Annotated in this window: 22 protein-coding genes; 14 read left to right on the top strand and 8 right to left on the bottom strand. The window is 69.2% G+C overall.

The window, feature by feature from the left end; genetic code table 11:
• The first annotated feature begins 84 nt into the window (after nt 1–84).
• From NVV99_RS17355 to NVV99_RS17340, 4 genes are read left to right on the top strand one after another with little or no spacing between them, the layout of a single operon-like run.
• Complete coding sequence (locus tag NVV99_RS17355) at nt 85–1,443, top strand: MFS transporter (RefSeq protein WP_024101794.1); 1,359 nt, start codon at nt 85–87, stop codon at nt 1,441–1,443.
• Entirely contained in the window at nt 1,440–1,910 is a 471-nt protein-coding gene (aroQ, locus tag NVV99_RS17350) for a type II 3-dehydroquinate dehydratase (RefSeq protein ID WP_024101795.1), read from the top strand. Before NVV99_RS17355 ends, aroQ begins: the two co-directional genes overlap by 4 nt.
• Entirely contained in the window at nt 1,907–2,773 is an 867-nt protein-coding gene (locus tag NVV99_RS17345) for a shikimate dehydrogenase (protein WP_019291127.1), read from the top strand. Before aroQ ends, NVV99_RS17345 begins: the two co-directional genes overlap by 4 nt.
• On the top strand, nt 2,773–4,602 hold the full coding sequence (locus tag NVV99_RS17340; protein ID WP_024101796.1) for a sugar phosphate isomerase/epimerase and 4-hydroxyphenylpyruvate domain-containing protein: 1,830 nt from the start codon (nt 2,773–2,775) through the stop codon (nt 4,600–4,602). The genes NVV99_RS17345 and NVV99_RS17340 overlap by 1 nt, the downstream gene beginning before the upstream one ends.
• Here NVV99_RS17340 and NVV99_RS17335 read toward each other — a convergent pair.
• The gene (locus NVV99_RS17335; protein WP_024101797.1) at nt 4,588–5,445 is read right to left on the bottom strand and encodes an alpha/beta fold hydrolase; all 858 of its coding nucleotides are present in this window, start codon (nt 5,443–5,445) and stop codon (nt 4,588–4,590) included. The two genes, NVV99_RS17340 and NVV99_RS17335, sit on opposite strands and share 15 nt — an antisense overlap.
• A gap of 168 nt (nt 5,446–5,613) precedes the next feature.
• Here NVV99_RS17335 and NVV99_RS17330 point away from each other — a divergent pair, with 168 nt between their 5' ends.
• Nucleotides 5,614–5,955, top strand: coding sequence for a hypothetical protein (locus NVV99_RS17330; RefSeq protein WP_024101798.1), 342 nt, complete (start codon nt 5,614–5,616; stop codon nt 5,953–5,955).
• A gap of 13 nt (nt 5,956–5,968) precedes the next feature.
• On the opposite strand, the gene NVV99_RS17325 is transcribed toward NVV99_RS17330, so the two are convergent.
• Nucleotides 5,969–6,817, bottom strand: a complete 849-nt coding sequence (locus NVV99_RS17325) for an NADPH-dependent oxidoreductase (protein WP_006553619.1) — start codon at nt 6,815–6,817, stop codon at nt 5,969–5,971.
• A 197-nt stretch (nt 6,818–7,014) separates the two neighbouring features.
• On the opposite strand from NVV99_RS17325, the gene NVV99_RS17320 reads away from it, so the two are divergent.
• Nucleotides 7,015–7,218 carry a PspC domain-containing protein gene (locus NVV99_RS17320; RefSeq protein WP_006553621.1) on the top strand — a complete coding sequence of 68 codons (204 nt, stop codon included), beginning with the start codon at nt 7,015–7,017 and terminating at the stop codon, nt 7,216–7,218.
• Nucleotides 7,219–7,836: 618 nt separating this feature from the next.
• On the opposite strand, the gene NVV99_RS17315 is transcribed toward NVV99_RS17320, so the two are convergent.
• The 5 genes from NVV99_RS17315 to htpG form a co-directional block, all read right to left on the bottom strand.
• Complete coding sequence (locus tag NVV99_RS17315; protein ID WP_006553622.1) at nt 7,837–8,856, bottom strand: alpha/beta hydrolase family protein; 1,020 nt, start codon at nt 8,854–8,856, stop codon at nt 7,837–7,839.
• A gap of 259 nt (nt 8,857–9,115) precedes the next feature.
• Entirely contained in the window at nt 9,116–10,741 is a 1,626-nt protein-coding gene (gene groL, locus NVV99_RS17310; protein ID WP_024101799.1) for a chaperonin GroEL, read from the bottom strand.
• Nucleotides 10,742–11,021: 280 nt separating this feature from the next.
• On the bottom strand, nt 11,022–11,546 hold the full coding sequence (locus NVV99_RS17305) for a DUF6764 family protein (protein WP_016691625.1): 525 nt from the start codon (nt 11,544–11,546) through the stop codon (nt 11,022–11,024).
• Between the two features lie 141 nt (nt 11,547–11,687).
• Nucleotides 11,688–12,464, bottom strand: coding sequence for an HAD-IIA family hydrolase (locus NVV99_RS17300; RefSeq protein ID WP_024101800.1), 777 nt, complete (start codon nt 12,462–12,464; stop codon nt 11,688–11,690).
• Nucleotides 12,465–12,508: 44 nt separating this feature from the next.
• Nucleotides 12,509–14,434, bottom strand: a complete 1,926-nt coding sequence (htpG, locus tag NVV99_RS17295; protein WP_006553626.1) for a molecular chaperone HtpG — start codon at nt 14,432–14,434, stop codon at nt 12,509–12,511.
• A gap of 122 nt (nt 14,435–14,556) precedes the next feature.
• On the opposite strand from htpG, the gene NVV99_RS17290 reads away from it, so the two are divergent.
• Nucleotides 14,557–15,807: an FAD-binding oxidoreductase gene (locus NVV99_RS17290; protein ID WP_024101801.1), complete on the top strand. Its 1,251-nt coding sequence runs from the start codon at nt 14,557–14,559 to the stop codon at nt 15,805–15,807.
• Here the strand turns inward: NVV99_RS17290 and NVV99_RS17285 are convergent.
• Nucleotides 15,782–16,330, bottom strand: a complete 549-nt coding sequence (locus tag NVV99_RS17285) for a PadR family transcriptional regulator (RefSeq protein ID WP_024101802.1) — start codon at nt 16,328–16,330, stop codon at nt 15,782–15,784. The genes NVV99_RS17290 and NVV99_RS17285 overlap by 26 nt on opposite strands.
• Nucleotides 16,331–16,438: 108 nt before the next feature.
• On the opposite strand from NVV99_RS17285, the gene NVV99_RS17280 reads away from it, so the two are divergent.
• From NVV99_RS17280 to NVV99_RS17250, 7 genes are all read left to right on the top strand, one after another.
• The gene (locus NVV99_RS17280; RefSeq protein ID WP_051424847.1) at nt 16,439–16,948 is read left to right on the top strand and encodes a DUF1707 domain-containing protein; all 510 of its coding nucleotides are present in this window, start codon (nt 16,439–16,441) and stop codon (nt 16,946–16,948) included.
• 55 nt (nt 16,949–17,003) lie between these two features.
• Nucleotides 17,004–20,498, top strand: coding sequence for a bifunctional RecB family nuclease/DEAD/DEAH box helicase (locus tag NVV99_RS17275; protein WP_024101804.1), 3,495 nt, complete (start codon nt 17,004–17,006; stop codon nt 20,496–20,498).
• A gap of 110 nt (nt 20,499–20,608) precedes the next feature.
• A complete protein-coding gene (locus NVV99_RS17270; protein WP_006553630.1) occupies nt 20,609–21,073 on the top strand; it encodes an SRPBCC family protein in 465 nt (154 codons plus the stop codon).
• A 116-nt stretch (nt 21,074–21,189) separates the two neighbouring features.
• A complete protein-coding gene (locus NVV99_RS17265; protein WP_024101805.1) occupies nt 21,190–21,912 on the top strand; it encodes a phosphatidylserine decarboxylase in 723 nt (240 codons plus the stop codon).
• On the top strand, nt 21,909–22,826 hold the full coding sequence (locus tag NVV99_RS17260; protein WP_006553633.1) for a phosphatidylcholine/phosphatidylserine synthase: 918 nt from the start codon (nt 21,909–21,911) through the stop codon (nt 22,824–22,826). The genes NVV99_RS17265 and NVV99_RS17260 overlap by 4 nt, the downstream gene beginning before the upstream one ends.
• A 71-nt stretch (nt 22,827–22,897) precedes the next feature.
• Entirely contained in the window at nt 22,898–25,114 is a 2,217-nt protein-coding gene (locus NVV99_RS17255) for an AAA family ATPase (RefSeq protein WP_024101806.1), read from the top strand.
• A 1-nt stretch (nt 25,115) separates the two neighbouring features.
• Nucleotides 25,116–26,309 carry a hypothetical protein gene (locus NVV99_RS17250; protein WP_024101807.1) on the top strand — a complete coding sequence of 398 codons (1,194 nt, stop codon included), beginning with the start codon at nt 25,116–25,118 and terminating at the stop codon, nt 26,307–26,309.
• Nucleotides 26,310–26,312 lie beyond the last annotated feature (3 nt).

Genomic DNA, 26,312 nt, shown 5'->3' with positions numbered 1-26,312 from the left:
AAATGGCAAACGATTGTCGTGGGCTGCGCCACACCCATAACGTCCGTGTATCCGATACTGAAGACCCACCCCCCGAGGCATCCGATGACTGAAAACACCACGGTGCAGCGCACGCCCCGCAAGGCGGCCCTCGCCGCGTGGAGCGGCAGCGCACTGGAGTACTACGACCTGGCGATCTACGGTACCGCCGCTGCGCTCGTCTTCCCGAAGATCTTCTTCCCCGAGGGCAACCAGGCGGTCGCGACCGTCGCGTCGCTCGCGACCTTCGGCGTCGCCTACGTCGCACGCCCCTTCGGCTCCGTCCTGATGGGCCACATCGGTGACCGCTTCGGCCGCAAGCTGATTCTCGTCGGCACGCTGCTACTGATGGGTGTCTCGACCTTCCTCATCGGCTGCCTGCCGACCTACGGACAGGTCGGCATGATCGCGCCGATCCTGCTGGTCGTGCTGCGGCTGCTCCAGGGGCTGTCCGCCGCGGGTGAGCAGGCCGGCGCGAACTCGATGTCGTTCGAACACGCCCCCGACGACAGACGCGGTTTCTTCACCAGCTGGACACTGAGCGGCACGCAGGGCGGCCAGGTGCTCGCACCTCTGATGTTCCTGCCCGTGATCGCGCTGCTGTCCGAGGAGCAGTTGCAGTCGTGGGGCTGGCGCGTGCCCTTCTGGATCAGCGCCGTGATCGTGCTGGTCGGTTTCCTCATCCGGCGCAGCCTCGACGAGACCCCCGAGTTCCACGCCGAGAAGGCGCACGACGAGGCCCCCAAGGCACCACTGGCCGTGCTCTTCCGCCACCACTGGACCGGCGTCCTGCGCGTCTTCTTCGCGGCCTTCATCGCCATGGTCAACACGGCCTTCCAGGTGTTCGCCCTCAACTTCGCCACAGCCGACGAGTACGGCATCGGCATCAGCGACACCACGATGCTGTGGCTGGCGATCGTCGCCAACATCATCGCCGTGGGCTCCATCCCCATGTGGGCCCTGCTGTCCGACCGCATCGGTCGCAAGCCGGTCTTCGTCTCCGGCCTGATCGGCAGCGCCGTGATGGTGACGGCCTTCCTGTGGTCGATCTCGCGGGGCGACGTGCCGCTCGTGCTCATCACCGGAATCCTGCTCGCCGGCGTGGTCTACAGCATGCCGAACGCGGTGTGGCCCGCCACCTACGCCGAGTACTTTCCCACCAGCGTCCGCCTGTCGGGCATGGCGATCGGCACCCAGTTCGGCTTCGCGCTCGCCGGTTTCACCCCGGCCATTGCCGGCTCGCTCATGGACGGCAACGCCGACAACTGGTACCGCGTGGCCCTGTTCTGCGTCGGCGCCGTCGCCATCTCGCTGATCGCGGTGGCCACCGGACCGTCCGGAACCCACAAGATCCCCACCCGTGAGATCGGCCTGCTCCCCCACGATCGGAACACCGCGCCGGTCCCCGCCGGAGCGGCATCGTGAGTGCTCGTCCGACGATCGCCGTTCTCAACGGGCCCAATCTCAACCTGCTCGGCACGCGCGAACCTCATCTCTACGGCACCGCGACGCTGGCGGACATCGAGAAGTCGTGCCGCCGCACCGCCGACGACCTGGGCTTCGACATCGACTTCCGGCAGAGCAACCACGAGGGCGCACTCATCGACGCCGTCCACGAACTCCGCGAATCGGCAGCCGGTTTCGTCGTCAACGCCGCGGCCTACACGCACACCTCGGTCGCACTGCACGACGCGCTCGTGACCGTCGCGGCACCGATCGTGGAAGTGCATTTGACCAACGTCCACGCCCGCGAGGAGTTCCGGCACCGTTCGTTCGTCGCTCCCGTCGCGAAGGCCGTGATCGCCGGATGCGGCCCCGACGGATACGAGTTCGCCGTCCGTCACCTGGCCGCACTCGCACTCGATACCGAGAAGAAGGAAAGCTCCCGATGACCACCGCAGCGCCCGCACGTACGTCCTTCCTGCTGGGCCTGTTCGGCGCCGGGATCGGCGGTTCGCTCACCCCGGCCATGCAGGAACGGGAGGGCTTCGCCTCGGGACTGAACCTGACCTACCGCCTCGTCGACGCCGAGCGCCTCGGCTACGGCGCCGAGAACCTGGCCGAGATGCTCGACTGGGCACAGCGTTTCGGCTTCGACGGGCTCAACATCACGCACCCCTTCAAGCAGGTCGTCATCCCCCTGCTCGACGAGTTGTCCGACGACGCCCACGATCTCGGCGCGGTCAACACGGTGGTGTTCCGGGACGGTCGCGCACTCGGCCGCAATACCGACTGGTCCGGCTGGGGGCGCGCGTTCCGCCGCCGGCTGCCCGAGGCCGTCTCCGACCGCGCCGTGCTGGTCGGGGCCGGCGGTGCCGGTTCGGCCGTCGGGTACGCGCTGCTCGAACAGGGCTCCGCGCACGTGTCCATCGTCGATGTCGACGTGGAGAAGGCGCAGGCCTGCGCGACCCGCCTGGCCAAACGCTTCGGCGACGACCGGGTCCGCGCGACCACCGATCTCGCCGGCGCTCTGGCCTCGGCGCAGGGTCTGGTCAACGCGACCCCCACAGGCATGACCGGCCACCCCGGCCTGCCCGTCCCCGCCGAGCTCGTCCGCGAGGACCTGTGGGTCTCCGACGTCGTGTACTTCCCGCTCGAGACCGAACTGATCCACCTCGCCCGCTCCCGCGGATGCCGCGTGGTGCCCGGTGGCGGCATGGCCGTCTTCCAGGCCGTGGGTGCCTTCGAGTACTTCACGGGCGTCGAACCCGACGCCGAACGAATGGTCCGACACTTCGAGGAGCTGACCAGCTGATGCGCCGCGGAATCGCCACCGTCTCGCTCTCCGGTGTTCTCGCCGACAAACTCGACGCGATCGCCGCTGCAGGATTCGACGGGATCGAAATCTTCGACAACGACCTCATCGCGTCGCCGCTGTCACCCGCCGAGGTAGCGCGGCGCTGCGCCGATCTCGGTCTGTCGATCGACCTGTTCCAGCCGATCCGCGACATCGAGGGCGTCGACCCGCGGCGGTTCCCCCACGTCCTGCACCGCGTCCGCCGCAAGCTCGAGGTGATGAACGAGCTCGGCGCAACGACCTTCCTGGCGTGCTCGAACGCGCTGCCGACCGCGATCGACGATCCGGAACTGTCCGCCGAACAGCTGCGCGCCGTCGGCGATCTCGCCGCCTCGCACGGGGTCACCTTCGCCTACGAGGCCCTCGCCTGGGGACGCCACGTCAACCGGGTCGGGCAGGCGTGGAATCTCGTCGAACGCGCCGACCACCCGGCCGTGACGCTGGCCGTGGACACCTTCCACATGCTCGCACGCGGCGACGACGGACGCGCCCTGGCCGGCATCCCCGGCGAACGCATCGGCTTCCTGCAGGTCGCCGACGCCCCGGTGCTCGACATGAACGTCCTCGAATGGAGCCGCCACTTCCGGTGCTTCCCGGGGCAGGGCATGCTCGACGTCTCGGGGGTGGTCGCGGCCGTGCTCGACGCCGGTTACGACGGTCCGCTCTCGCTCGAGGTCTTCAGCGACGTGGTGCGCGAAGCGGATCCGCATGTGACCGCGCGCGACGCGATGCGGTCGCTGCTGTTCCTCGAGGACCGGCTCGGTGCGCGGGTCACCGGGCCCGCACGCGAGAAGGTGACGGTCGCACCGCCGCTTCCGGCGCACACCGACGCGGCGTTCGTCGAACTCGCCGACCCCGACCGCACCGACTACCCGGCGCTGCTCACCGGACTCGGATTCCATGTCGCCGGCAGGCACCGCAGCAAGCCCGTCGTGTGGTGGCGCAACGGCGGCGCGAACGTCGTCCTGAACGAGGAGCCCGCGCCGGGTCCCACCGCGACCGCGCTGGGTCTCGTCGCCCCCGACGTCGCCGCGGTGGCCGAACGCGCCGCGAACCTGCTGTGGCCCGCGGTCGACCGCACCCGAGGGGAGGGCGAAGCAGGCCTGCCGGGCATCACCTCGCCCTCCGGTCTGCACGTCTTCGTCAGTGCCGAGCCGGGGCAGACCGACGACTGGCACAACGACTTCGTGTCCGACGACGCGGCAGCCACTCCCCCGGCCGACGAGGGATGGCTCGGTCTCGACCATGTCGACGTGACGGTCGCGGCGGACGACCTGAACCAGGAGCTGTCGTTCTTCCGCACCCTGTTCGGACTGCGGCCGGAAGACCCCGAGGAGTACATCCAGCCGCAGGGCCGCCTGCGCATCCGCGCACTGCGCGCGGAGAAGGGTGACCTGCGGGTCGCGCTGAACGTCTCCGAGACCGGTGCTGCGCCCCAGCTGCACGGTGTGACCCAGCTGGCCTTCGCCACGGCCGACGTCGTCGACTCGGTACGCCACGCACGTGCGCGCGGCGTGGAGTTCCTCCGGCCGCCCGCGAACTACTACGCGGATCTCGACGCGCGGTTCGTGCTCGACCCCGGCCTGCTCGCCGTCCTGCAGGACAACGGCCTGCTCTACGACCGCAACGACGACGGCGGCGAATTCCTGCACGCCTACACGCTCCCGGTGCAGGGCAATTTCCAGGTCGAACTCCTCGAACGGCGCGGCGGATACACCGGATACGGCTCCCCCAACGCGCACGTCCGGCTCGCCGCTGCTGCCCGCGCGGGATCAGCGGTCGCGTAGCCAGGCCACGATCTTCGCTACGGTGTCGTTGTTGTCGCGGATCCAGCCGTTGTGGCCCAGTGCCCGCGGATTGTGCCATCGGGTGATCTCGGTAGAGGGCAGCTTCTCGAGCAGGTGCTGCGCGGACGCGACGGGAGTGAGTTCGTCGCCTTCGATCGTGATCGACAGGACGGGGAGCGTGAGCCGCCCGACCCGTTCCTCGTAGTCGATGTCCGCACCGGTCGGTTCGAATCGGCCGGTGCGGGCCAGTCGCGCCCAGTCGGAGATCAGCGCGCGCGACTGCCGGCCGAACCCGGCGACGTCGATCCGGTCGCCGGGCCAGAATCCGGCGACCGCGGCGGTCAGCGACATCGCCGTCGATCCGAGCCACAGTCCCGGGCCGCGGATGCCCACGTGCTGGCGGTAGTAGGGCGTGCCTGAGGTGACTAGGATCAGTCCGCCGAGCCGGCCACGGATGCGCGCGGCGTAGAGCACCCCGAGTTGGCCGCCCATGGAGTGGCCGAGAAGGTACGGCGTCGAGTCGGGGAAGCGCTCCCGCACCACCTCGAAGACAGCGGGGAAGTGCGTCGCGACGATCTCGTGGTAGCCGTAGGTGCTGTCGGGTCCGGGCCTCGGACGGCTGTCGCCCTGGCCGGCCAGTTCACAGATCGCCGCGTCGAATCCGTGCTCGGTGATCGCCTGCCCGAACGGCTCGTAGTAACCGGCAGGGATGCCGAGCCCCGGCACGATCACCACGACGGCGCGGGAGGCGTCGCGACGTGTCTCGTGCTCGTGGTCGGGTCCCGCGAAGAGGCGCACCGGGGCCGTGGTGCCCCCGGGAAGCTGGATCGGTACGGTCTCCACCGGCCCAGACTAGGCCGATCCGGACGCGGCGGGTGCCGGTTTCCCCAGTGTCCCTGCCACCCCGAGTCCGGAATTCAGGGTCGGGATGGGGGTCGTGCCCGGATGTGCTCGGGCCGGGTCGCGGCGGACGATCGAAATGTCCGGTCCAGCACCCTTTCGGAGGAACCCATGCGTACTCTTGCCACCCGCTCCCGCCTCGCGACCGCCGCCGTCCTGTCGCTCGGCACCGCCGCAGTACTGCTCGGAACAGGAACTGCCACAGCACAACCCGCGCCCGGCGTAGTCGGCTTGAGCGAGCAGGCCGCGGTCGCCGTGCTCGCCGCGGAGGGTGTGCCGTACTCGATCGTCAACCGGTCCGGTTCCGCCGGCGGCGACTGCACCGTGACCGCTCAGCGCGACCGGGGATACCGGACCGAGGTCGAGTACGAATACGACAGTGACGACAACGAGTTCGATCGTGTCGAACGTCAGGTGTGGCGCGGGGTCGGCCTGACGGTCGTGTGCCGCTGACGCCTCCCTGCGGTCAGTCCAGACCGAAACCGCGCTCCCGCAGAGCTTCCCGCATCTGTTCCCTGCTCCCGAGCGCGCCGGGCGACGCGAAGCGCCCGAGTACACGTTCGACCCAGCTCTCCGCCAGACCCTGATCGCGGTAGAAGCCGGAGATCTCCTCCTCATAGGCGGCGAGGCCGGCATCCCGTTCCTCGGTCGAGTACTGCTCGCGATGCAGCACCACGTCCTGACCCAACCGCGGCTTGACCTCCGACTCCACCTCGGGATCGGGACGGCCCACCACCAGCCCGACCACAGCGAAACTGTGGTCGGGCAGAGCCAGTTCTGCGGCCACGTCACGCGGATGGTTGCGGATGGCCCCGATGTAGACGGTGCCGAGGCCGAGCGATTCCGCGGCGAGCACCGCATTCTGTGCGGCGAGCGCGGCATCGACCACCCCGAGCAGCGCGGACTCCACGTAGTCGACGTTGACGAGATCCTTGTCGTGCTGCTCGGCGACCCGCGCCGCCCGGGCGAGGTCGGCCACCCACACGAGCAGCAGTGGAGCGTCACGCACCGCCGGCTGGTTGCCGGCGAGAGTCGCGATCCGGGCGAGCCGGTCGCGGTCGGTGACGGCCACGACGCTCCACAACTGCAGGTTGCTCGAGCTCGCGGCGGACGAAGCCGCGGCCACGATCGCGCGCAGATCGTCCTCGGATACCGCTTCGGGAAGGAACTTTCGCACGGAGCGATGCGCCAGTTGGAGTGCGATGACGTCGTTCCACGCGCCGGAGCCACCGCGTCCGGCCACCTGCTCGGCGGCCCGGGTGCCGTACCTGCGGCGCAGTGCGGCGAGCTGTTCGTCCAGGACGACGTCGGTCATGACGGGAGATCTCCTTCTGATCGGCAGTACCGACGGTCGAGTCTGCCTCCTCGCGCCCCGGTCGCCGAGCATTGTCCTCAGCGTGATTTCTGCGTTGTTCGGGCCGGCTCGTCCGACCGACCCCGAGACGAAGATCAGGGTGAAGATCCGGGCCGTTCCCGGATGTGCCGAGACCGTTACGGCGACAGGATGAATACATGAACTTCGAGAACCAGGCTCCCCGTCCCTTCACCCGCTCCTCGTCCCAGCGCATGCTCGGTGGTGTGTGCGCCGGACTGGCCGAGTACTTCAACGTCGACCTCAACCTCGTGCGTGCAGGCGCAGTCCTCGCAGCCTTCGTCACGGGCGGCACCGCCGTGTTGCTCTACCTCGCCCTGTGGATGCTGATCCCCGAGAACTGATCCGGGTCACGGGGTCGGCCGAGACGACGACACCCCCGGCGGAGATCCGCCGGGGGTGTCGTATTCCGCTGCGAGGCAGCGGCACAGCTGTTCAGCTCAGCAGGAACTACTGGCCGAGGCCGAGAACGGCACTGCCGGTCTCGAGCAGGGTGCCGAGCAGTTCGGTGCCGCCGAGCAGTTCGAGGGCAGAGCCGATGAGTTCGATGACGTCCATGTGAATCTCCTTCGTCCGATCACATACCGGACGGGTCTCGTCCGATTGCTTTTCGCCTACCCGGAATTCCGATCGGAATTCCGTCGGGCTCGCATCAATTCTCAACACACTCGACGTGTATGCGCGACCCGAGAGTGCGCAAATCGGGATGTGATGACATTCACACTCGCAGGGAAGCTGGGACGAGCCCGCATATGACCAGTTCACAGCGTCAAGGAAAGAAAACGGAACGTCCGTACCCATTTATTTCTGTTTGAATTCGATATTTCCGTTCGGCCCGATTCATCCCGTTCACCGACCGATTACGGCGAATCGACCGATTTATCGGTTGAATAACGACCGAAAGAAGATGCCCGATTCGACCGGGATCGAATCGGGCATTTCCGGTGGATTGTGCGGGACCTCTACAGTCCGACCGCCTGCGACAGAAGCGGCCACGAGTTGCGCAGATCGTCCTCCCAGTAGTCCCAGGAGTGCGTACCCGCCGGACGCAGGTCGATCCGGGCGGGGATGTCCAACTCCTCGAGTCGCTGGGCCATCCGCTGGGTGCAGTGGTGGACCGCCGCCTCGATGCTGCCGCCGACGACCACCTGCCCGACGAGCCCGATCGGGTCGTTGTTCACCGACCGCGATCCGAGCCGCTCGTACTGCCCGGGCAGACCCGAACCCGACGAGATGTACAGGTCGATACCGCGGAGCTTCTCGGCCTGGAGGTAGGGATCGTTCTCGATCCAGGCCGGATCACCGACCGGGCCCCACATGTTCTCGGGGTCGCCACCCTTGACGCGTACGACGGCCTGCACGTAGGACTGCCCCAGCGGCGTGCTCGTCTCGGCGCATCCGCTGTACGCCCCGACCGCCTCGTACAGCTCGGGGGCCGTCGTGGCGAGGCCGAGCACCGACGTCCCCGACATCGACACTCCCGCAATGGCGTTGCGTCCCGATGTCCCGAACTCCGTGTCGATGACCGGCGGGAGTTCGTGCGTCAGGAAGGTCGTCCACATGTTGCGGCCGAGTGCGGGATCGTCGTTGCGCCAATCGGTGTAGTAGCTGTAGCCGCCGAGGAGCGGCGTGACGACGTTGATGTTCTTGTCCGAGAAGAAGTCCTCGACGTCGGTCTGCTTCTCCCAAGTGGCGATCCCCTGCCCGCCTCCCGAGCCGTTGATCAGGTAGAGGGTGGGACGCGGTTCGCTCGAGTCGGCGGGCGTCCGGATCCGGAGGGGGATCACCTTGTCCATCGACGGTGAGTAGACGTTCGCGATGACGGTGCGGTCGCTCTCGTGCTCGACAGAGGTCAGCTCTCCCACCGGTCGCTGGTCGTCGGCTTCTACCGACTGCGCGAGAGCGCCTCCGGGAGCCGCGAGGACCATCGACGTTCCCATCGCCACCGTGAGCAGTACCCGCCGTAACCAGGACGACCGCATATTCTCTTCCCCTCGTCGATCCGTCTGGCTGCGCACCTCGGACCGGTTGCGGATCGGCACGAACCTCCGGAACCGGATGAAGTGACACTTTCGTGACATTCATCGTCCGCGGAGCCCCTTTCGTAACGAATATGTGATCGTTCCGTACCGGAGGCCGGAATCGTCGGGGAACAGCACGAGGCCCGACCCCACCGGAGTGGGATCGGGCCTCGTGTGGCTCAGGGGCGGATCAGAAGTCCTCTCCGCCCGCAGGGGCGGATCAGAAGTCCATGCCGCCCATGCCGCCGGTCGGGTCGCCCACGGGAGCGGCGGCCTTCTCCGGCTTGTCGGCGACGACGGCCTCGGTCGTCAGGAACAGAGCCGCGATCGACGCAGCGTTCTGCAGCGCCGAGCGGGTGACCTTGACCGGGTCGTTGATGCCCGCTTCGAGCAGGTCCTCGTAGTCGCCGGTCGCAGCGTTGAGGCCGTGGCCGGCCTCGAGGTTGCGGACCTTCTCGGCGACGACGCCGGGCTCGAGGCCGGCGTTGAAGGCGATCTGCTTCAGCGGCGCCTCGAGAGCGACCTTGACGATGTTGGCACCCGTAGCCTCGTCGCCCTCGAGCTTGAGGTCGTCGAGAACCGGAGCGGCCTGCAGCAGGGCCACGCCACCACCGGCGACGATGCCCTCTTCGACGGCAGCCTTCGCGTTGCGGACGGCGTCCTCGATGCGGTGCTTGCGCTCCTTGAGCTCGACCTCGGTCGCGGCACCGGCCTTGATGACGGCGACGCCGCCGGCCAGCTTCGCGAGGCGCTCCTGCAGCTTCTCACGGTCGTAGTCCGAATCCGACGCCTCGATCTCGGCGCGGATCTGGTTGACGCGACCGGCGATGGCGTCGGGATCGCCCGCGCCCTCGACGATGGTGGTCTCGTCCTTGGTGACGACGACCTTGCGGGCCTGGCCGAGCAGCTCGATGCCGGCGGTCTCGAGGGAGAGGCCGACCTCTTCGCTGACGACCTCGCCACCGGTGAGGATGGCGATGTCGGCGAGCTGGGCCTTGCGACGGTCACCGAAGCCCGGAGCCTTGACGGCGACCGACTTGAAGGTGCCGCGGATCTTGTTGAGGACCAGGGTGGACAGAGCCTCGCCCTCGACGTCCTCGGCGATGATCAGCAGCGGCTTGCCCGACTGGATGACCTTCTCGAGCAGCGGCAGCAGGTCCTTGACCGTGGAGATCTTGGAGCTGACGAGCAGGATGTAGGGATCCTCGAGCACGGCCTCCTGACGCTCTGCGTCGGTGGCGAAGTAGAGGGAGATGTAGCCCTTGTCGAAGCGCATGCCCTCGGTCAGCTCGAGCTGGAGGCCGAAGGTGTTGGACTCCTCGACGGTGATGACGCCTTCCTTGCCCACCTTGTCGATGGCCTCGGCGATGAGCTCACCGATCGCGGGGTCGCCGGCGGAGATGCCTGCGGTGGCGGCGATCTGCTCCTTGGTCTCGACCTCCTTGGCGGTGTCGAGCAGCTTGGCGGTGACGGCCTCGACGGCCTTCTCGATGCCGCGCTTCAGGCCGAGGGGGTTGGCGCCCGCAGCAACGTTGCGCAGACCCTCGCGGACGAGCGCCTGGGCGAGCACGGTAGCGGTGGTGGTGCCGTCACCCGCGACGTCGTCGGTCTTCTTGGCAACTTCCTTGACCAGCTCGGCGCCGATCTTCTCGTACGGATCCTCGAGCTCGATCTCCTTGGCGATGGACACACCATCGTTGGTGATCGTGGGGGCGCCCCACTTCTTCTCGAGAACGACGTTGCGACCCTTGGGGCCCAACGTCACCTTGACTGCGTCGGCGAGGCTGTTGAGGCCCCGCTCGAGGCCGCGACGGGCCTCTTCGTCGAACGCGATGATCTTGGCCATTGCGAAGTGATCCTCCGGGTATGGGGGTGACACCGGAGCGATCGCTCGTCGGATCGCTCCATGTACGCCTTCGGCCGGAAGCAGTGCCCGCGACGGACGACCAGGGGTGTCGAAAACCCGGTCTCACCCTACCGACCTGGCACTCACGTGTTGCGAGTGCTAAGTGCATTTTTAGCACTCGGGGGTGGCGAGTGCAAGACTACCGGCACCTGCCACCCCCGTCACGAAATCCGCGAAAGACCGACTACACGGTCGTCCGGATCATCGGTGCCGCGCTCGCTCAGCGCGGCGTCGAACCGACCCCCACGGCGCACCACTGTCCCGTCGCGGTGTTGACCGCGAACGACTGGGCTCCGACGCACGTGACGCCGGTGGTGTCGGCCGTGGCGCCCGACCCGTAGCCGGCCACCGACAGGGTCGTCGCCGGACCCTGAGCCCACGAGTGGCTCAGTCCGCCGCCGAGCGCGTAGGCGAACGACCGGCCGCCGTCACGGGCTGCACTGAGCGCCGTGCCGAAGCCCGTCGCGTGGGCTTCGGCGGCACCGGCCGACTCGGCGACCGACACCGCGGTGCCGCTGTCGGCCGCATACGCGCGAGCGAAGGCGTCCTCGGCGGTGGCGCCGCAGCTGGCGGTATCGGACACCAAGATGTCGTTGGCAGAAGGAGGCGACACACAGGTCACCGGCGCCGCTGCGGCGGTACCCCCACCGAACAGCGCGGCCGAGGCCACACCGACGGCGACGAGTACACCGGCCCGGAACGAACGGCGCGCGGTGAGAACGGATCGGAAGGAACGAATGGACAAGAACGGGCTCCTCTGCACTGGAGTGCCTCTTCGCGAAAGGCTGCGTCTGCGCGAACTGGGGAACGAGCGCCCCGCGCGAACGGGGGGCCGGCGCCCCGGCGGTAGGGTACCGATCACATGCGTCTCACGCGAGACCGCCTGTCACAGACTGTCGAGGAGCCCCGGGAGAGCGGCGACGGAGTCGATGACGTGGTCGGGACGATCGACCGCCAGGTCCAGGACGGATTGCCGAAACTTTCCGGTACGCACCAGGATTCCCGTCATACCGAGGCGTTGCCCCGGGACGACCTCGCCCGCGATGTCGTCGCCGACGACCACCATCCGATCCGGTTCGACACCCATCCGCTCCGACGCGACGAGGAAGCCGCGCAGCGACGGCTTGCCCACCGCCACCACCGACCGGCCGGTGAGCTCCTCGAGTCCGGCCAGGTAGACCCCGGTGTCGATGCGCAACTCGTCGGCGGCCTGCCACGCGAGCGCCCGGTGCATCGCGACCACCGGAACGTCCTCGAGCATCAGTTCGGCGACGCGACTCATCGCCCGGTGCGTGAAGGCATCCCCCGCGCCACCGAGGATCACCACTTCCGGATCGTCCTCGTCCAGCACGAGACCGTCGAGATCCGCGGCGATGTCGCCCTCGTTGAGGACCCAGCAGCGCAGACCCGGATAGGTCTGCCGGACGTGGTCGACGGTGAGGGACACCGCGGTGACGATCTCGTCCGGCGACACCTCCATCCCGAGATCGGTGAGCCGCTGCGCGATCTCGGCGCACGTCCGGGAGGTGGTGTTGGTGAGGAAGGCGCGGCGGACGCCGTCGGCACGCAGTCGTGCCAGGACATCCGCCGCGCCCGGGACGGGCTGCCACTCGGTGACGAGCACGCCCTCGATATCGAACAACACCCCGTCTACACGCGTCATGCATCGAGCCTATCCGCGTGCGCGCCTACGGCGACAGGCTCGGCTCACACGCTTCCGGCGAGACGCTCGGCGAGCAGGCGGGTGAACCGCGCCGGATCCTCCACCTCGCCACCCTCGGCGATCAGCGCCATGCCGTGGAGCAGCTCGGCGACGTCGGCGAGCGAGGCGTCGTCCGGACGCTGTTCCCGGGCCGTGCGCAGACCCGACACGAGCGGGTGATCGGGGTTGAGTTCCAGGATCCGCTTGACCCGCGGCACCGGCTGACCGGACGCCTTGTACATCCGCTCGAGGGCGGGCGACATGCTGAAGGTGTCGCCGACGATGCACGCCGGGGAGGACGTCAGGCGCGACGAGAGCCGCACGTCCTTGACCTGCTCCTCGAGGGTCTCCTTCATCCACGACAGCAGGTCGCCGAACTCCTTCTCCTTCTCCTCGCGTTCGGCTTCGGCGGCCTTCTTCTCGTCCTCGGTACCGAGGTCGACGTCGCCCTTGGCGATCGACTGGAAGCGCTTGCCCTCGAATTCCGGAACGGAGGTCACCCACATCTCGTCGACGGGGTCGGTCAGGAGCAGCACCTCGATGCCCTTGTCGCGGAACGCCTCCATGTGCGGGGAGCTCTCGAGCAGCTGCCGCGACTCGCCGGTGAGGTAGTAGATCGCGTCCTGGCCGTCCTTCATGCGCTCGACGTAGCCGGCGAGCGTGGTCTGCTCCTCCTCGCTCGCCGTCGAGTCGAACGACGAGATCGCCAGCAGCGTGTCGCGGTTGTCGGTGTCGGAGATCAAACCTTCCTTGACGACCCGGCCGAACTCGCGCCAGAACTTCGTGTACTTCTCGGGTTCCTTCGCGGCCATGTCCTTGACGGTCGCGAGGACCTTCTTCGTCAGGCGGCGGCGGATGGCCCGGATCTGCCGGTCCTGCTGCAGGATCTCACGAGAGACGTTGAGCGACAGGTCCTGCGCGTCGACCACACCCTTGACGAAACGCAGGTACTCGGGGACGAGATCCTCGCAGTCGTCCATGATGAACACGCGCTTGACGTACAGCTGCACGCCGGTGCGCCGTTCGCGGGCGAACAGGTCGAAGGGCGCGTGCTCCGGGATGAACAGCAGCGCCTGGTACTCGAAGGTGCCCTCGGCCTTGAGCGGGATGACCTCGAGCGGCTCGTCCCAGGCATGGGCGATGTGCTTGTAGAAGTCCGTGTACTCCTCCTCGGAGACCTCGTCCTTCGAGCGCGCCCACAACGCCTTCTGCGAGTTGAGGGTCTTGGTCTCGAAGGTCACCTCGTCGGTGCCGTCCTCCGACTTCGTGGTGCGCGAGACCTCCATGCGGATCGGCCACGCGATGAAATCCGAGTACTTCTTGACGATCTCCTCGAGCTTCCACTGCGAGGTGTAGTCGAACAGGTGGTCCTCGGCATCCTCGGGCTTGAGATGCAGGACCACCGAGGTGCCCTGGGGCGCGTCGTCGACCTCGGCGATCGTGTAGGTGGATTCGCCGCTGGACTCCCAGCGCGTACCGGTCTTCTCCCCGGCCTTGCGGGTGACGAGCGTGACCTTGTCGGCGACCATGAACGACGAGTAGAAGCCGATACCGAACTGGCCGATCAACTCCTCGGAAGCGGCGGCGTCCTTGGCCTCGCGCAGCTTCTGCCGGAGTTCGCCCGTGCCGGACTTCGCGAGGGTGCCGATGAGATCGACGACCTCGTCGCGGTTCATGCCGATGCCGTTGTCGCGCACGGTCAGGGTGCGCGCATCCTTGTCCACCTCGAGCTCGACGTGCAGGTCGGAGGTGTCGACGTCGAGATCCTTGTTTCGGAAAGACTCCAGCCGGAGCTTGTCCAGGGCGTCCGACGCGTTGGAGATCAACTCGCGCAGGAAGGTGTCCTTGTTCGAGTAGATCGAGTGGATCATCAGATCCAGCAACTGCCGCGTCTCGGCCTGGAATTCACGCTGTTCGACGTTCGTACTCATTCCGGGTTCCCTTTCCACAAGCAGAACTTCCCCGGAAATAGTAAGCCGTCCGCGAGTCCGGCCCGTTCGCGCTTCCGGGTCCATGATGGAGGTGCAGGCTTCGTCCATCACAGGAGGTTGCGATGACGGTTCGTCGGACAGTGGTCGTCGGTGCGGGCATCGTGGGTCTGTCCACCGCGTGGTTTCTGCAGGATCGAGGCATCGAGGTCACGGTGCTCGATCGGGTCGGCGTGGCGGGTGACGCCTCGTGGGGCAACGCCGGGTGGCTCGCACCGGCACTGACCCTGCCGCTACCCGAGCCGGGGGTGCTGCGTTACGGCTTGCGCTCGATGTTCCGGCCGTCGTCGCCCGTCTACGTGCCGCCCACGACGGATGTGCGGTTGCTGCGCTTCCTCGCCGACTTCGCCCGGCACTGCACGAGACGGCAGTGGACGTCGTCGATGAAGGTCTTCGCGCGCGCCAACCGCCTCGCCCTCGATGCCTACGACGATCTCGCCCGCGGGTCGGGCGACACGATCGTCACCGAACCGACGCGGGTCGCCGATCCGTTCCTCGCGGCGTTCACCTCGGACGACGACCGTCGGCTGCTGGTCGAGGAGTTCGAGCACGCGCGTGCCGCCGGCAGCGAGATCGACTTCGACCTGCTCGACACCGACACGCTGCATTCGCTCGAACCGCTGCTCGGGGACTCGGTGCGGATGGGTCTCCGGATCCGGGGGCAGCGGTTCATCGATCCGCCGCGGTTCGTCGCCTCGCTGGCGCACGCGGTCCGCGCACGGGGTGCGGAGATCGTCACCGACGTCGACGTCGAGGAGGTGCGCGACACCGGTCGCGGGGTGGATGTCGTCGTGGCCGGTGGGCACTCGCGGTCGGCGGATGCGGTGGTACTCGCGAACGGAGCGTGGCTCGGGTCGCTCGCCCGGCCGTTCGGCGTGCGCACGCAGGTCCAGGCCGGTCGCGGCTACAGCTTCAGCGTGCGGCCGCCGAGCCTGCCGAAGAACCCGGTCTACTTCCCGGCCCAGCGGGTGGCGTGCACACCCCTCCAGGACCGTTTCCGGGTCGCGGGAATGATGGAGTTCCGCAGTCCCGACGCCCCGCTCGACCCGCGACGCATCCGGGCGATCGTCGACGCGACCCGTCCGCTGTTGCGTGAGGTCGACTGGGACGGGCGCAGCGAGGAGTGGGTGGGCTCACGGCCGTGCACGGCGGACGGGCTCCCGTTGATCGGCCGCACCCGTTCGGATCGGGTGTACGTCGCCGGCGGGCACGGGATGTGGGGTGTGGCGCTCGGTCCCCTCACCGGACGGCTGCTCGCCGGGTCGATGACCGGCGAGCCGGATCCGTTGCTCAGGTCGTTCGATCCGCTGCGCTGACCGGTCCGGGTTCGAGACGGTCGCGCACGCGGTCGAACCATTCGAGGACGGCCCGTTCGTAGAGGATGCCGAAGTCGAGGGTCGCCGCGGCGTGCGGCGGGAGGATGTCGGCCGCCGCCTGCTGTTCGTAGGCGGCGAGCTGCTCCTCGTGTCTGCGGCGATGCTCGGCGAGCATCGAGGCGAGGCGCTCGGGCGAGAGGTGATCGCCGAAGGCGACGGTCAGCAGCAGCGGATGGCGGATGTTCTCATCGCCCGGTTCGCGGTCGATCCATTCGGCGAAGGCCGTGCGTCCGGCCTCGGTCAGCAGGTAGGGCTTGCGGTCGCGCGGGCCCTTCTCCCCTGCCTCGATCAGTCCCTGCCGTTCCATCGCGGCCAGTTCCCGGTAGACCTGGCTCGTCGTCAGCGACCAGAACTTGCCGATGCGCGCCTGTGCGGTGGACACCAGGTCCCAGCCCGTTTTGGGGCCTTCGTGGAGGAATCCGAGCAGTGACGCGGCGGTGGCGTTGAGCGGTCGTCCGGTCATTGCCGGTTCCTTTCTCGATTCGGGTACGGAAAAGACTTGACATTCCACTGTGACATATCCACCCTGGAATCAGGTGACATTCCATTGTGGAAGATCACGGAGGGCACCATGGAACACATATCCACCACCGGCCCCGGAATCGCGACATCGCCGCTGCGCGTCTCCGATGCCGAGCGCGAAACGATCGTGGAGGAGCTCGGGCGCCATCTCACCGCCGGACGGTTGACGATCGGCGAGTTCGACGAGCGTGTGGCCCGGGTCTACCGCGCCGTGACGCAGGACGACGCCGGCGCCGTTCTCGCCGACCTGCCGTCGACACTCGTTCCCACCCCGTCCCCGCCGGCCGGCAAACCGTTCCCACGTCTGCGCCTGCCGCTCCACCAGCGCATCGAATGGGGAGCATGGGCCACCGTGGGATCGATCAATCTCGTGGTGTGGGCACTGGTCTCGCTCGGAACGGCCTCGTCGATCTACTTCTGGCCGATCTGGGTCGTCGTTCCGTGGGGCATCGTGCTGGCGGTGCGCACCGCGCTCGGGGTCGAGGGCGGGCCCGGCCGCCGCAGTGTGCCCGGTGGGCGCGAGAACAATGGTCCGGCGGGTCCGACCTGTCTGCGATAGTCGGGACCAGCCGTGCCCATCCCGGGCATCCCGCACGCCGGAGACGGAGCTGCCGATGTTTCTTCTCGACGACAGGCTGGTCTTCGGCGCCGGAGATCTCACCCGCGCCGCCTCGTGCGAGTTCGCAGTGCTCCGCAACCTCGACTCGACGCTCGGTCGGCTCCCGCGCCCCGACACCGAACCCGACGCAATGCTCGACCGTGTCGCCGCACTCGGCGGCCGCCACGAGCAGCGCGTCCTCGACCGCTTCCGCGCGCAGGTGGGTGCGGAGAAGGTCGTCGAGATCGCCCGGCCCGAGTACACCGCGCAGGCGCTCACCGAGGCGGCGCAGGCCACCCTCGACGCCGTCCGGACCGGCGCGCCCGTCGTCTATCAGGGCGCTTTCTTCGACACCGGTTCCTCCGACACTGCCCCCGATCCGCTCGGCATGATCGGCTTCTCCGACTTCCTCGTCCTCGAGGACGACGGCTACGCCGTCTACGACAGCAAACTCTCCCGGCACGCGAAGGTCGAGGCCCTGCTCCAGCTCGCCGCTTACGCGGACGCACTCGCGCGCACCGGGACGACGGTGTCCTCGCACGCGCATCTCGTCCTCGGCGACGGCTCGATCGCCTCCTACCCGCTCGCGGAGATCATGCCGGTCTATCGGCACCGACGCGCCTGCCTCGAAACCCTTCTCACGTCGCACCGCGCTGCCCCCGGGCCGGTGCGGTGGGGAGCGGGTGGGCACACCGCCTGCGGTCGCTGCGACGACTGCACCCCGGAACTCGAACGTCACCGCGACCTGCTGCTGGTCGCGGGGATGCGCAGCACCCAGCGGCTGCGGCTGATCGAGGCGGGCGTGTCGACCATCGACGACCTCGCCGCATGCGCGGCACCCGTCGACGGGATGGCGCGCCGCACCTTCGACGCCCTGCGCGCCCAGGCACGGGCGCAGCTCGAGGAGGAGAGGCGGGACAGTCCCTATGCGGAGGTCTACGACGCCACCCCGCTCGGCATCCTGCCCGCGCCCGACGAGGGCGACATCTTCTTCGACTTCGAAGGCGACCCACTGTGGTCCGAGGGCGGCAGTTCCGAGTGGGGACTCGAGTACCTGTTCGGTGTCGTGGAGGGACCGGCCGACGCACCGATCTTCCGGCCCTTCTGGGCACACGACCGCGAGCAGGAGCGGCAGGCACTGCTGGACTTCCTCGACTACGTCACCGACCGCCGGCGTCGCCACCCGAGGATGCACGTCTACCACTACGCCCCGTACGAGAAGACGGCGTTGCTGCGGCTGGCGGGGCGCTACGGCGTCGGCGAGGAGATCGTCGACGACCTGCTGCGCGAAGGTGTGCTCGTCGACCTGTACCCCGTGGTGCGCAACTCGATCCGGGTGGGTGCCCGGACGTACGGACTGAAGAAACTCGAACCGCTCTACACCGAGGAGAGCGAGGCACGCGACGGCGATGTCGCCGACGCGGGCGCCTCGATCGTCGCGTACGCCGACTACTGCGCACTGCGCGACGCCGGGCACCTCGAGGAGGCGGAACGCGAACTCGCGTCGATCGCCTCCTACAACGAGGCCGACTGCATCTCCACCCTGCGTCTGCGCGACTGGCTGCTCACCCACGCCCGCGACCACGGCATCTCCCCCACCGAGACGACCCACGACGAGGCCGCTCCCGACGCGCAGGCGCACCCCGTCGAGACGAAACTCCTCGAATACGTCGGCGGTGCACTGGCGGGCGACCGCACCCCGGAACAGCAGGCGGCCGCACTCGTCGCCGCGGCCATGGGCTACCACCGGCGCGAGCGGAAACCTTTCTGGTGGGGACACTTCGATCGTCTGGCGACGGCTCCCGACGAGTGGGCGGACGCCCGCGACACGCTGGTCGCGGCGACGTGCACACTCGAGACCGACTGGCACAAGGCCACGCCCCGCCGGCGACTGCTCCGGCGTCGGCTGCGCCTCGCGGGCGAGTTCGAGCCGGGCAGCACATTGCGCGCCGGGCAGGACGTCTTCCTGTTGTACGACGCTCCGGGACCGGACGGACTGCCCGACGGCGGCACCGGGACGCGCGCGTGGTCGCGCGGCGTGGTCGTCGAACGCACCACGGGGACGGACCATCCCGACGTGCTCGTCGTGGACGAGTCGCTACGGACGGACGAGGAGTACTCCGTGCTACCGGTGGCCGTCACTCCCGGCGCGCCGATCTCGTCGAAGAACATCGAAGCGGCGATCGCCTCCGCCGCCGAGGCGATGTGCAGCGAGTTGCCGGCTCTGCCGTCGACCGCGGCGGTGGACGTACTGCGCCGCATCCCTCCCCGCCTGCGCTCCGGTGCCGCGCTGCCGCCGCTCGGCGACGACGCGGCCGGCACGATCGTCACGACCGTTCTCAACCTGGAGAATTCGTACCTGGCGGTGCAGGGCCCACCCGGCACCGGCAAGACGTACACCGGGGCCCGGGTGGTGGCGGCGCTCGTGAACGAGCACGGCCGGCGCGTCGGCGTGGTCGCGCAGTCGCATTCGGTGGTGGAGAACATGCTGGCCGGCATCGTCGCCGCGGGAGTGTCGCCGGAACGGGTCGCCAAGGCGAAATGCCAGAGCCCCGATCCGACGTGGACCGCCTTCCCTGACGCGAAGTCTCTTGCGGCGCATATCGGTACATCCGCCACCGGCTATGTGGTGGGCGGAACGGCCTGGGACTTCACGAATCCGAACTGCATCGAGCCCGGCAGCCTCGACCTGCTGGTGGTCGACGAGGCCGGTCAGTTCTGTCTCGCCAACACCATCGCCGTGGCCACGGCGGCGTCGAATCTGCTGCTGCTCGGCGATCCCCGCCAACTGCCGCAGGTCTCGCAGGGCACCCACCCCGAGCCGGTCGACGAGTCCGCCCTCGGATGGCTCGCCGAAGGGCACGGTGCGTTGCCCACCGATCGCGGCTACTTCCTTCCGGTGACCTGGCGGATGCACCCGGATCTGTGCGCGCGGGTGTCCGAGCTGTCCTACGAGGGACGACTGCAGTCGAAGTCCGAGATCACCACGCGCCGCGCGCTCGACGGCGTCCCGCCCGGCGTCCGGCTCGTGGAGGTCGCGCACGAGGGCAATGCGACCTGCTCGCCCGAGGAGAGCGCCGAGATCGTGCGCGCCATCGCAGCCGTGCTCGGCTCGGCGTGGACGGACGACGCCGGCTCCCCGCCGCGACCTCTCGGCGAGGAGGACGTCCTGGTGGTCGCACCGTACAACGCTCAGGTCACCCGCCTACTGCAGGATCTCGCCGCCGCGGGTCTGCACCGGGTCCAGGTGGGCACCGTCGACAAGTTCCAGGGCCGCCAGGCGGCGATGGTGTTCGTGTCGATGACGGCCTCCGCCGTCGAGGACGTGCCGCGGGGCATGTCGTTCCTGTTGTCCCGCAACCGGTCGAACGTGGCCCTCTCACGCGGCAAGTGGTCGGCGGTGATCGTCCGGTCCGGCGCCCTGACCGATCACCTCCCGTCGACACCGGACGGCCTGATCGAACTCGGGGCGTTCATGCGGCTGACCGGAGCCGACCCGACCGGGGCGTGACCGCACTCACATCGTCCGTTAGGATCGACGACGATCCTGTTACCTCCGGTAGCAGATACACGGGACCCGGCTCCCTGAGAAGACCCGGTCCCCCGAGCACAGGAGTACACGTGTCGAAGACCCTCGAGGCCACGATCGAGATCACCGCCTCCCCCGAGCAGGTGTGGCGCGTGGTGTCCGATCTGAAGCGGATGGGCGAGTGGAGCCCGCAGTGCCGTCGGATGATCGTGCGCGGTGGGCCGGTGTCGGCCGGCACCACCACGATCAACATCAACAAGAAGGGGCTGCTGGTGTGGCCCACGACGTCGAAGGTGATCGACTTCGAACCCGGCCGTCGCCTGAGCTTCCGGATCAACGAGAACCGCTCCATCTGGTCGTTCACCCTCGAACCCACCGCCACCGGCACGCGGGTCACCCAGCGGCGCGAGGCGCCCACCGGGACCAGCAAGGTCTCGCAGACCCTGGTCAAGTATGTTCTCGGCGGCACCGAGGCGTTCGACGACGAACTGACGATGGGGATGAACGCGACTCTCGCCCGTCTCAAGAACGAGATCGAGGCGGCCGCGCGGGTCTGACCTTCCCTCCTCGGCTCACGTACGCTGGAGTGCCTGTGGACCGACAGGACCCGCCCGCGAGACGGGCGGGTCCCCTGCGGTCCCGGACCACCGATCGCCAGCGATAAGAGGAGCCCGTGGCACGTAAGCCGACGCCCGCCGGAACACCCCCCACCAGCGGGGTAGCCCACATGGTCGACCTGGTCAGGCATGTCGTACCGCCCATGCATCCGGGCGGCATCCCCTTCGTCGCAGCTCCGCTGGCCGTGGCGACCCTCGGCCGCCGCAAGCCCTGGCTGCGCCGCGCCGGTCTCGCATCGGCACTGGCGTGCGCCACCTTCTTCCGGCACCCGCACCGCGTGCCGCCGAACCGCGCCGGAGTGGTCGTCGCTCCCGCCGACGGTGAGATCGCTCTCGTCGACCATGCCGTGCCGCCCGCCGAACTCGGGCTCGGCAGCGAGGAGCGCCCCCGGGTCAGCATCTTCCTGTCCGTCCTCGACGTGCACGTGCAACGCAGCCCCGTCGGCGGCACCGTCCGCTCGGTGGTCCACACCCCGGGCAAGTTCCTCTCCGCCGATCTCGCCGACGCCAGCGAGGTCAACGAGCGCACCAGCATGCTGATCGAGACGCGCGACGGCGCCGAGGTCGCCGTCGTCCAGATCGCCGGGCTGCTGGCACGGCGCATCGTCAACGACGCGCAGATCGGCGACACCCTGCCGATCGGCGACACCTACGGCCTGATCCGCTTCGGATCCCGGGTCGACACCTACCTGCCGGTCGGGAGCACCCTGCTGGTCGAACGCGGTCAGCGCACCATCGGTGCCGAGACCGTCCTCGCTCAGCTGCCCACGGTGTCGTGAGTCCGCACACGCAGGGTTCGCGTGCGGTCGCGACCGGGCGGTCCCGCAATCGGCCCAACGTCGTCCGCCTGCTGCCGAGCGTCATCACGGTCCTGGCGTTCTCCGCCGGACTGTCGGCGGTGAAGTTCGCGCTCGACGGACAACTCGGCACCGCGCTCGGCATGATCGGCGCCGCGGCCGTCCTCGACTCGCTCGACGGTCGCATCGCCCGCATGCTCGACGCGACCAGCAAGATCGGTGCCGAACTCGACTCGCTGTCGGACGCCGTCGCGTTCGGTGTCGCCCCGGCGCTCGTGCTCTACGTGACGTTGCTCGACGGCAGCCCCTTCGGCTGGATCGTCGCCCTGCTCTACGCAGTGAGCCTCGTGCTGCGACTCGCGCGCTTCAACACCCTGCTCGAGGACGACAGCGTCCCCGCCTACGCACGCGAGTACTTCGTCGGCGTGCCCGCACCGGCGGCCGCCCTCATCGCGCTCGCACCCGTCGCCGCCCACATCCAGTGGGGCGACGGCTGGTGGACCGCCTACGGGCTGGTCGCGGTGTGGATCCTCGGGACGGCCGGGCTCGCGATCAGCCGCATCCCGACCTTCGCGATGAAGTCGGCGTCCGTGCCCGCGCGACTCGCCGTGGTGCTGCTCGTGCTGGTCGCGATGGCGGCGGCCGCGCTGGTCACCTATCCGTTCATCCTCATGCTCGTGCTGGTCGCGGTCTACCTCGCGCACATCCCCTTCGCGGTGCGATCGCGGCGCTGGGTCGCGGCCCGGCCCGAGACCTGGGACATCAAGCCCTCGGAGCGACGCGCACTGCGTGCCCGCAACCGCGCGCAGCGTCCGCGTCGTGTCGCCGCCCGGCGTGTCGCCACGTCGGCGAGATCTCAGGCGCGACTCGGGCTGCGCCGTCCGCGAGGACGATGACATGCACGACCCGCGAGGACGATGACATGCACGACCCGCGAGGACGCTAGTCACGTTCTAGGCTCGGCGGGGTGACGACCCCACAACTCTCACTCACCGTCCGGCTCAACACCTCCGCCGCCGACTCGCGGCGCGGTGTCGTGCGTCTGCACCCCGAGGCGCTGGCCGCGCTGGGCCTGCGGGAATGGGACGCGATCGCGCTGGTGGGAGCGCGTCGCACGGCGGTCGTGGCGGGTCTCGCCCCGGCCGGCACCCCGACCGGCACGATCCTGCTCGATGACGTGGTGCTGTCGAACACAGGCCTGAAGGAGGACGCGACGGTCGTCGTCGCGCCCGTGACGGTCTACGGCGCGCGCACGGTGACGGTCACCGGGTCCACCCTCGCGCGGCAGTCGATCCCGGAGACCACCCTGCGTCAGGCGCTGCTCGGGAAGGTCCTCACCGTCGGCGACGCGGTGTCGCTGCTCCCCCGCGATCTCGGACCGGGCACGAGCAACGCCGAGACGACGCGGGCACTGTCGCGGACGTTCGCGATCGCGTGGACCACCGAACTGCTCACCGTCTCCTCGGTCGATCCGGCCGGACCGGTGAGCGTGCAGCCGAACACCGCCGTCGTGTGGGGCGGTGGCCCGGGTGCCCTGCCGTCCTCCGTGCCGTCCGCTTCCGGATTCGTCTCGTCGGGGTTCGTCGCCTCCTCCCCCGCGACCGACCGTCCCGAATCGGCCCCCGCCACGCCTCCGCCACCGCCGGTCGAGGATCTCGTGGGTGTGCAGGCCCAGGTCGCGAAGCTCTCCGAGTGGCTCACCCTCTCGCTCGACGAACCCGAACTGCTGCGCACCCTCGGCGCGTCGCCGCATCTCGGGGTGCTCGTCACCGGTCCCGCCGGGGTCGGTAAGGCGACCTTCGTGCGCTCGGTGGTCGCCGACCGGCGTCTGGTCGAGGTCGACGGGCCGGGCGTGGGTGCACTCGCCGCCGACGAGCGGCTGCGCCGGATCTCCGCGGCGGCCGAAGCGGTGCGCGGTGGGGGCGTCCTGCTGCTCACCGACGTCGATGCCGTGCTCCCCGCCGACACCGAACCCGTCGCGACGTTGATCCTCGACGAGCTGCGGCGGGTGGTCGACACCGAGGGCGCGGTGCTGATCGCGACCACCGCGCATCCCGACGACGTCGACTCCCGGCTGCGTGCCCCGGAAATCTGCGACCGCGAACTGTCCCTGCCGCTGCCCGACGGCACGACCCGCCGCGCCCTGCTCGACGTGCTGCTGCGCTCGGTGCCGTCCACCGGTCTCGACCTCGCCGCCGTCGCGGGTCGCACCCCCGGTTTCGTCGTCGCCGACCTCGCGGCGTTGTGTCGCGAGGCGGCACTGCGCGCGGCGTCGCGGGCGAACCGCGACGACGACGAACCCTCGCTCGTCCAGGACGACCTGCTCGGCGCGCTCGAGGTGATCCGTCCGCTGTCGCGATCGGGTTCCGAGGAGCTGGCGATCGGCAGCGTGAGCCTCGACGACGTCGGCGACATGGTCGAGACGAAGCAGGCCCTGACCGAAGCCGTCCTGTGGCCGCTGCAGCATCCCGATTCGTTCGAGCGTCTCGGTGTCGATCCGCCGCGCGGTGTGCTGCTGTACGGCCCGCCCGGTTGCGGCAAGACCTATCTCGTCCGCGCTCTCGCCGGCACGGGACGTCTGAGCGTCCACGCCGTCAAGGGCGCCGAACTGATGGACAAGTGGGTCGGTGCGTCGGAGAAGGCGGTGCGCGAGTTGTTCGAGCGTGCCCGCAACTCGGCACCGGCGTTGGTGTTCCTCGACGAGATCGATGCTCTCGCACCGCGCCGCGGGCAGAGCTCCGATTCCGGGGTGTCCGACCGGGTCGTCGCGTCGCTGCTCACCGAACTCGACGGTGTCGAGCCGCTGCGCGACGTCGTGGTGGTGGGAGCGACCAACCGGCCCGACCTCATCGACCCGGCTCTGCTGCGTCCCGGCCGGCTCGAACGTCTCGTGTTCGTGCCGCCGCCGGACGCCGAGGCCCGGGCCGCGATCCTGAAGACCGCGGGCCGATCGGTACCGCTCGACGACGACGTCGACCTCGACGACCTGGCCGCCGGACTCGACGGCTACTCGGCCGCGGACTGCTCGGCGCTGCTGCGCGAGGCCGCGCTCGCGGCGATGCGGCGCAACGTCGACGCCGCCGTGGTCACCGCCGAGGACGTCGCGGTGGCCCGGGAGAAGGTGCGCCCCTCGCTCGATCCCGTGCAGGTCGCTCATCTGCAGGCCTACGCGGAGGGCCGTTGAGATGGCCGTGACCACCGCGGTCCGCGTCGCCGGACCGGCAGCCGTCCTCGCGGCCTTCCTCGCCGCCGGGGTCGCGATCCTCGTCCCGGCCGCGGGCGAATCGGTCCTCCCTGAGGGTGCGCGCAGCGAATGGGCACCCGTGGTCACCGCCGCGCTCGCCGTTCTCTCGGCGGCCGGGCTGCAGCGGACCGGCTCCCGACGTACCGCCTGGATGCTGGCCGCCGCCTCGATCGTGGTCCTCGGGTCGATCCGCTATCTCGTTCCCGCCGGCATCTCGGCCGACAGCCTGACGGTCGTCGGATGGGTGATCGCCGCGATCACCGGTGTGCTGCTCGGGGCGGCGACCGCGGGCTCGTGGGGTTCGGCGACCGGTCAGTGGGCCCTGATCGCCGGTGGGTGGGCGGCCTTCCTCACCGCCGCGGCCGTCGGTTCCGAGGTCCCCGTGGAGGCCATGCGCTGGACGGTTCCCCAGTGGGCGCTGGCCTTCGCACTCGTGGCAACGGTCGCCGCCGCGCTGACGGTGCCTGCCGGGATGCGCGTGCAGCGGGCCGATCCGCGGTTGCTCGCGATCATGGTGACCGCCGCGGTGGTGCTCTCGGTGGGCTACCGACTGCTGGGTGAATTCGTGGGTTCCCGCGCGAGCGACACGGGTGTGCTCCTGTGGCTGGTCGCCGGTGGGGCGCTCGCGGTGGCGGTCGTCGGTGCCGAGATCGTCGCGCGCCTCGTCCCGCCCGGAGACGACCGGTTCGTCCTCGCGGTCACCGGGGCCGTGGCCGCGGCGTACCCCGTCCTCGTCGAGTTGTGGTCGGGTATGCAGTCGGCGACCGTGCCGTGGTGGGTGCTGCTCGTCGCGGTGGCCGCCGTGGTCGCCGGGGTGCGGCTCTCCCCCTCCATGCCGTACGCGCTTCCCGGGCTGATGCTCGCCGCGTCGATCTCGGCGGCGACGGTGTGGTGGCCGGCGGAGATCGGCGAGGGAATCCCTCTTGCGGTGCGGGTGGCGCTCGTCGCGCTGGGCACGGGTCTCGCACTCGGGGCATCGTTGCCGGGCTCGGCGTCCGTCGAGGCTCTCGGCCTGGCGCTGCCGGTGCCGGCGACGGCCGTCGTCGGGGCGGTGTGGATGCTTCCGGCGGATGCGCAGTGGTCGGCGCTCGCACTGTTTGCCGCGGCCGTGATCTGTGCGTGGCAGGTGCGCTAGCGC

Source organism: Rhodococcus sp. PAE-6 (assembly GCF_025290685.1).
In the GTDB taxonomy this organism is placed as follows: Bacteria; Actinomycetota; Actinomycetes; order Mycobacteriales; family Mycobacteriaceae; genus Rhodococcus; species Rhodococcus pyridinivorans.
This window is presented reverse-complemented; position numbering and strand designations above follow the sequence as displayed.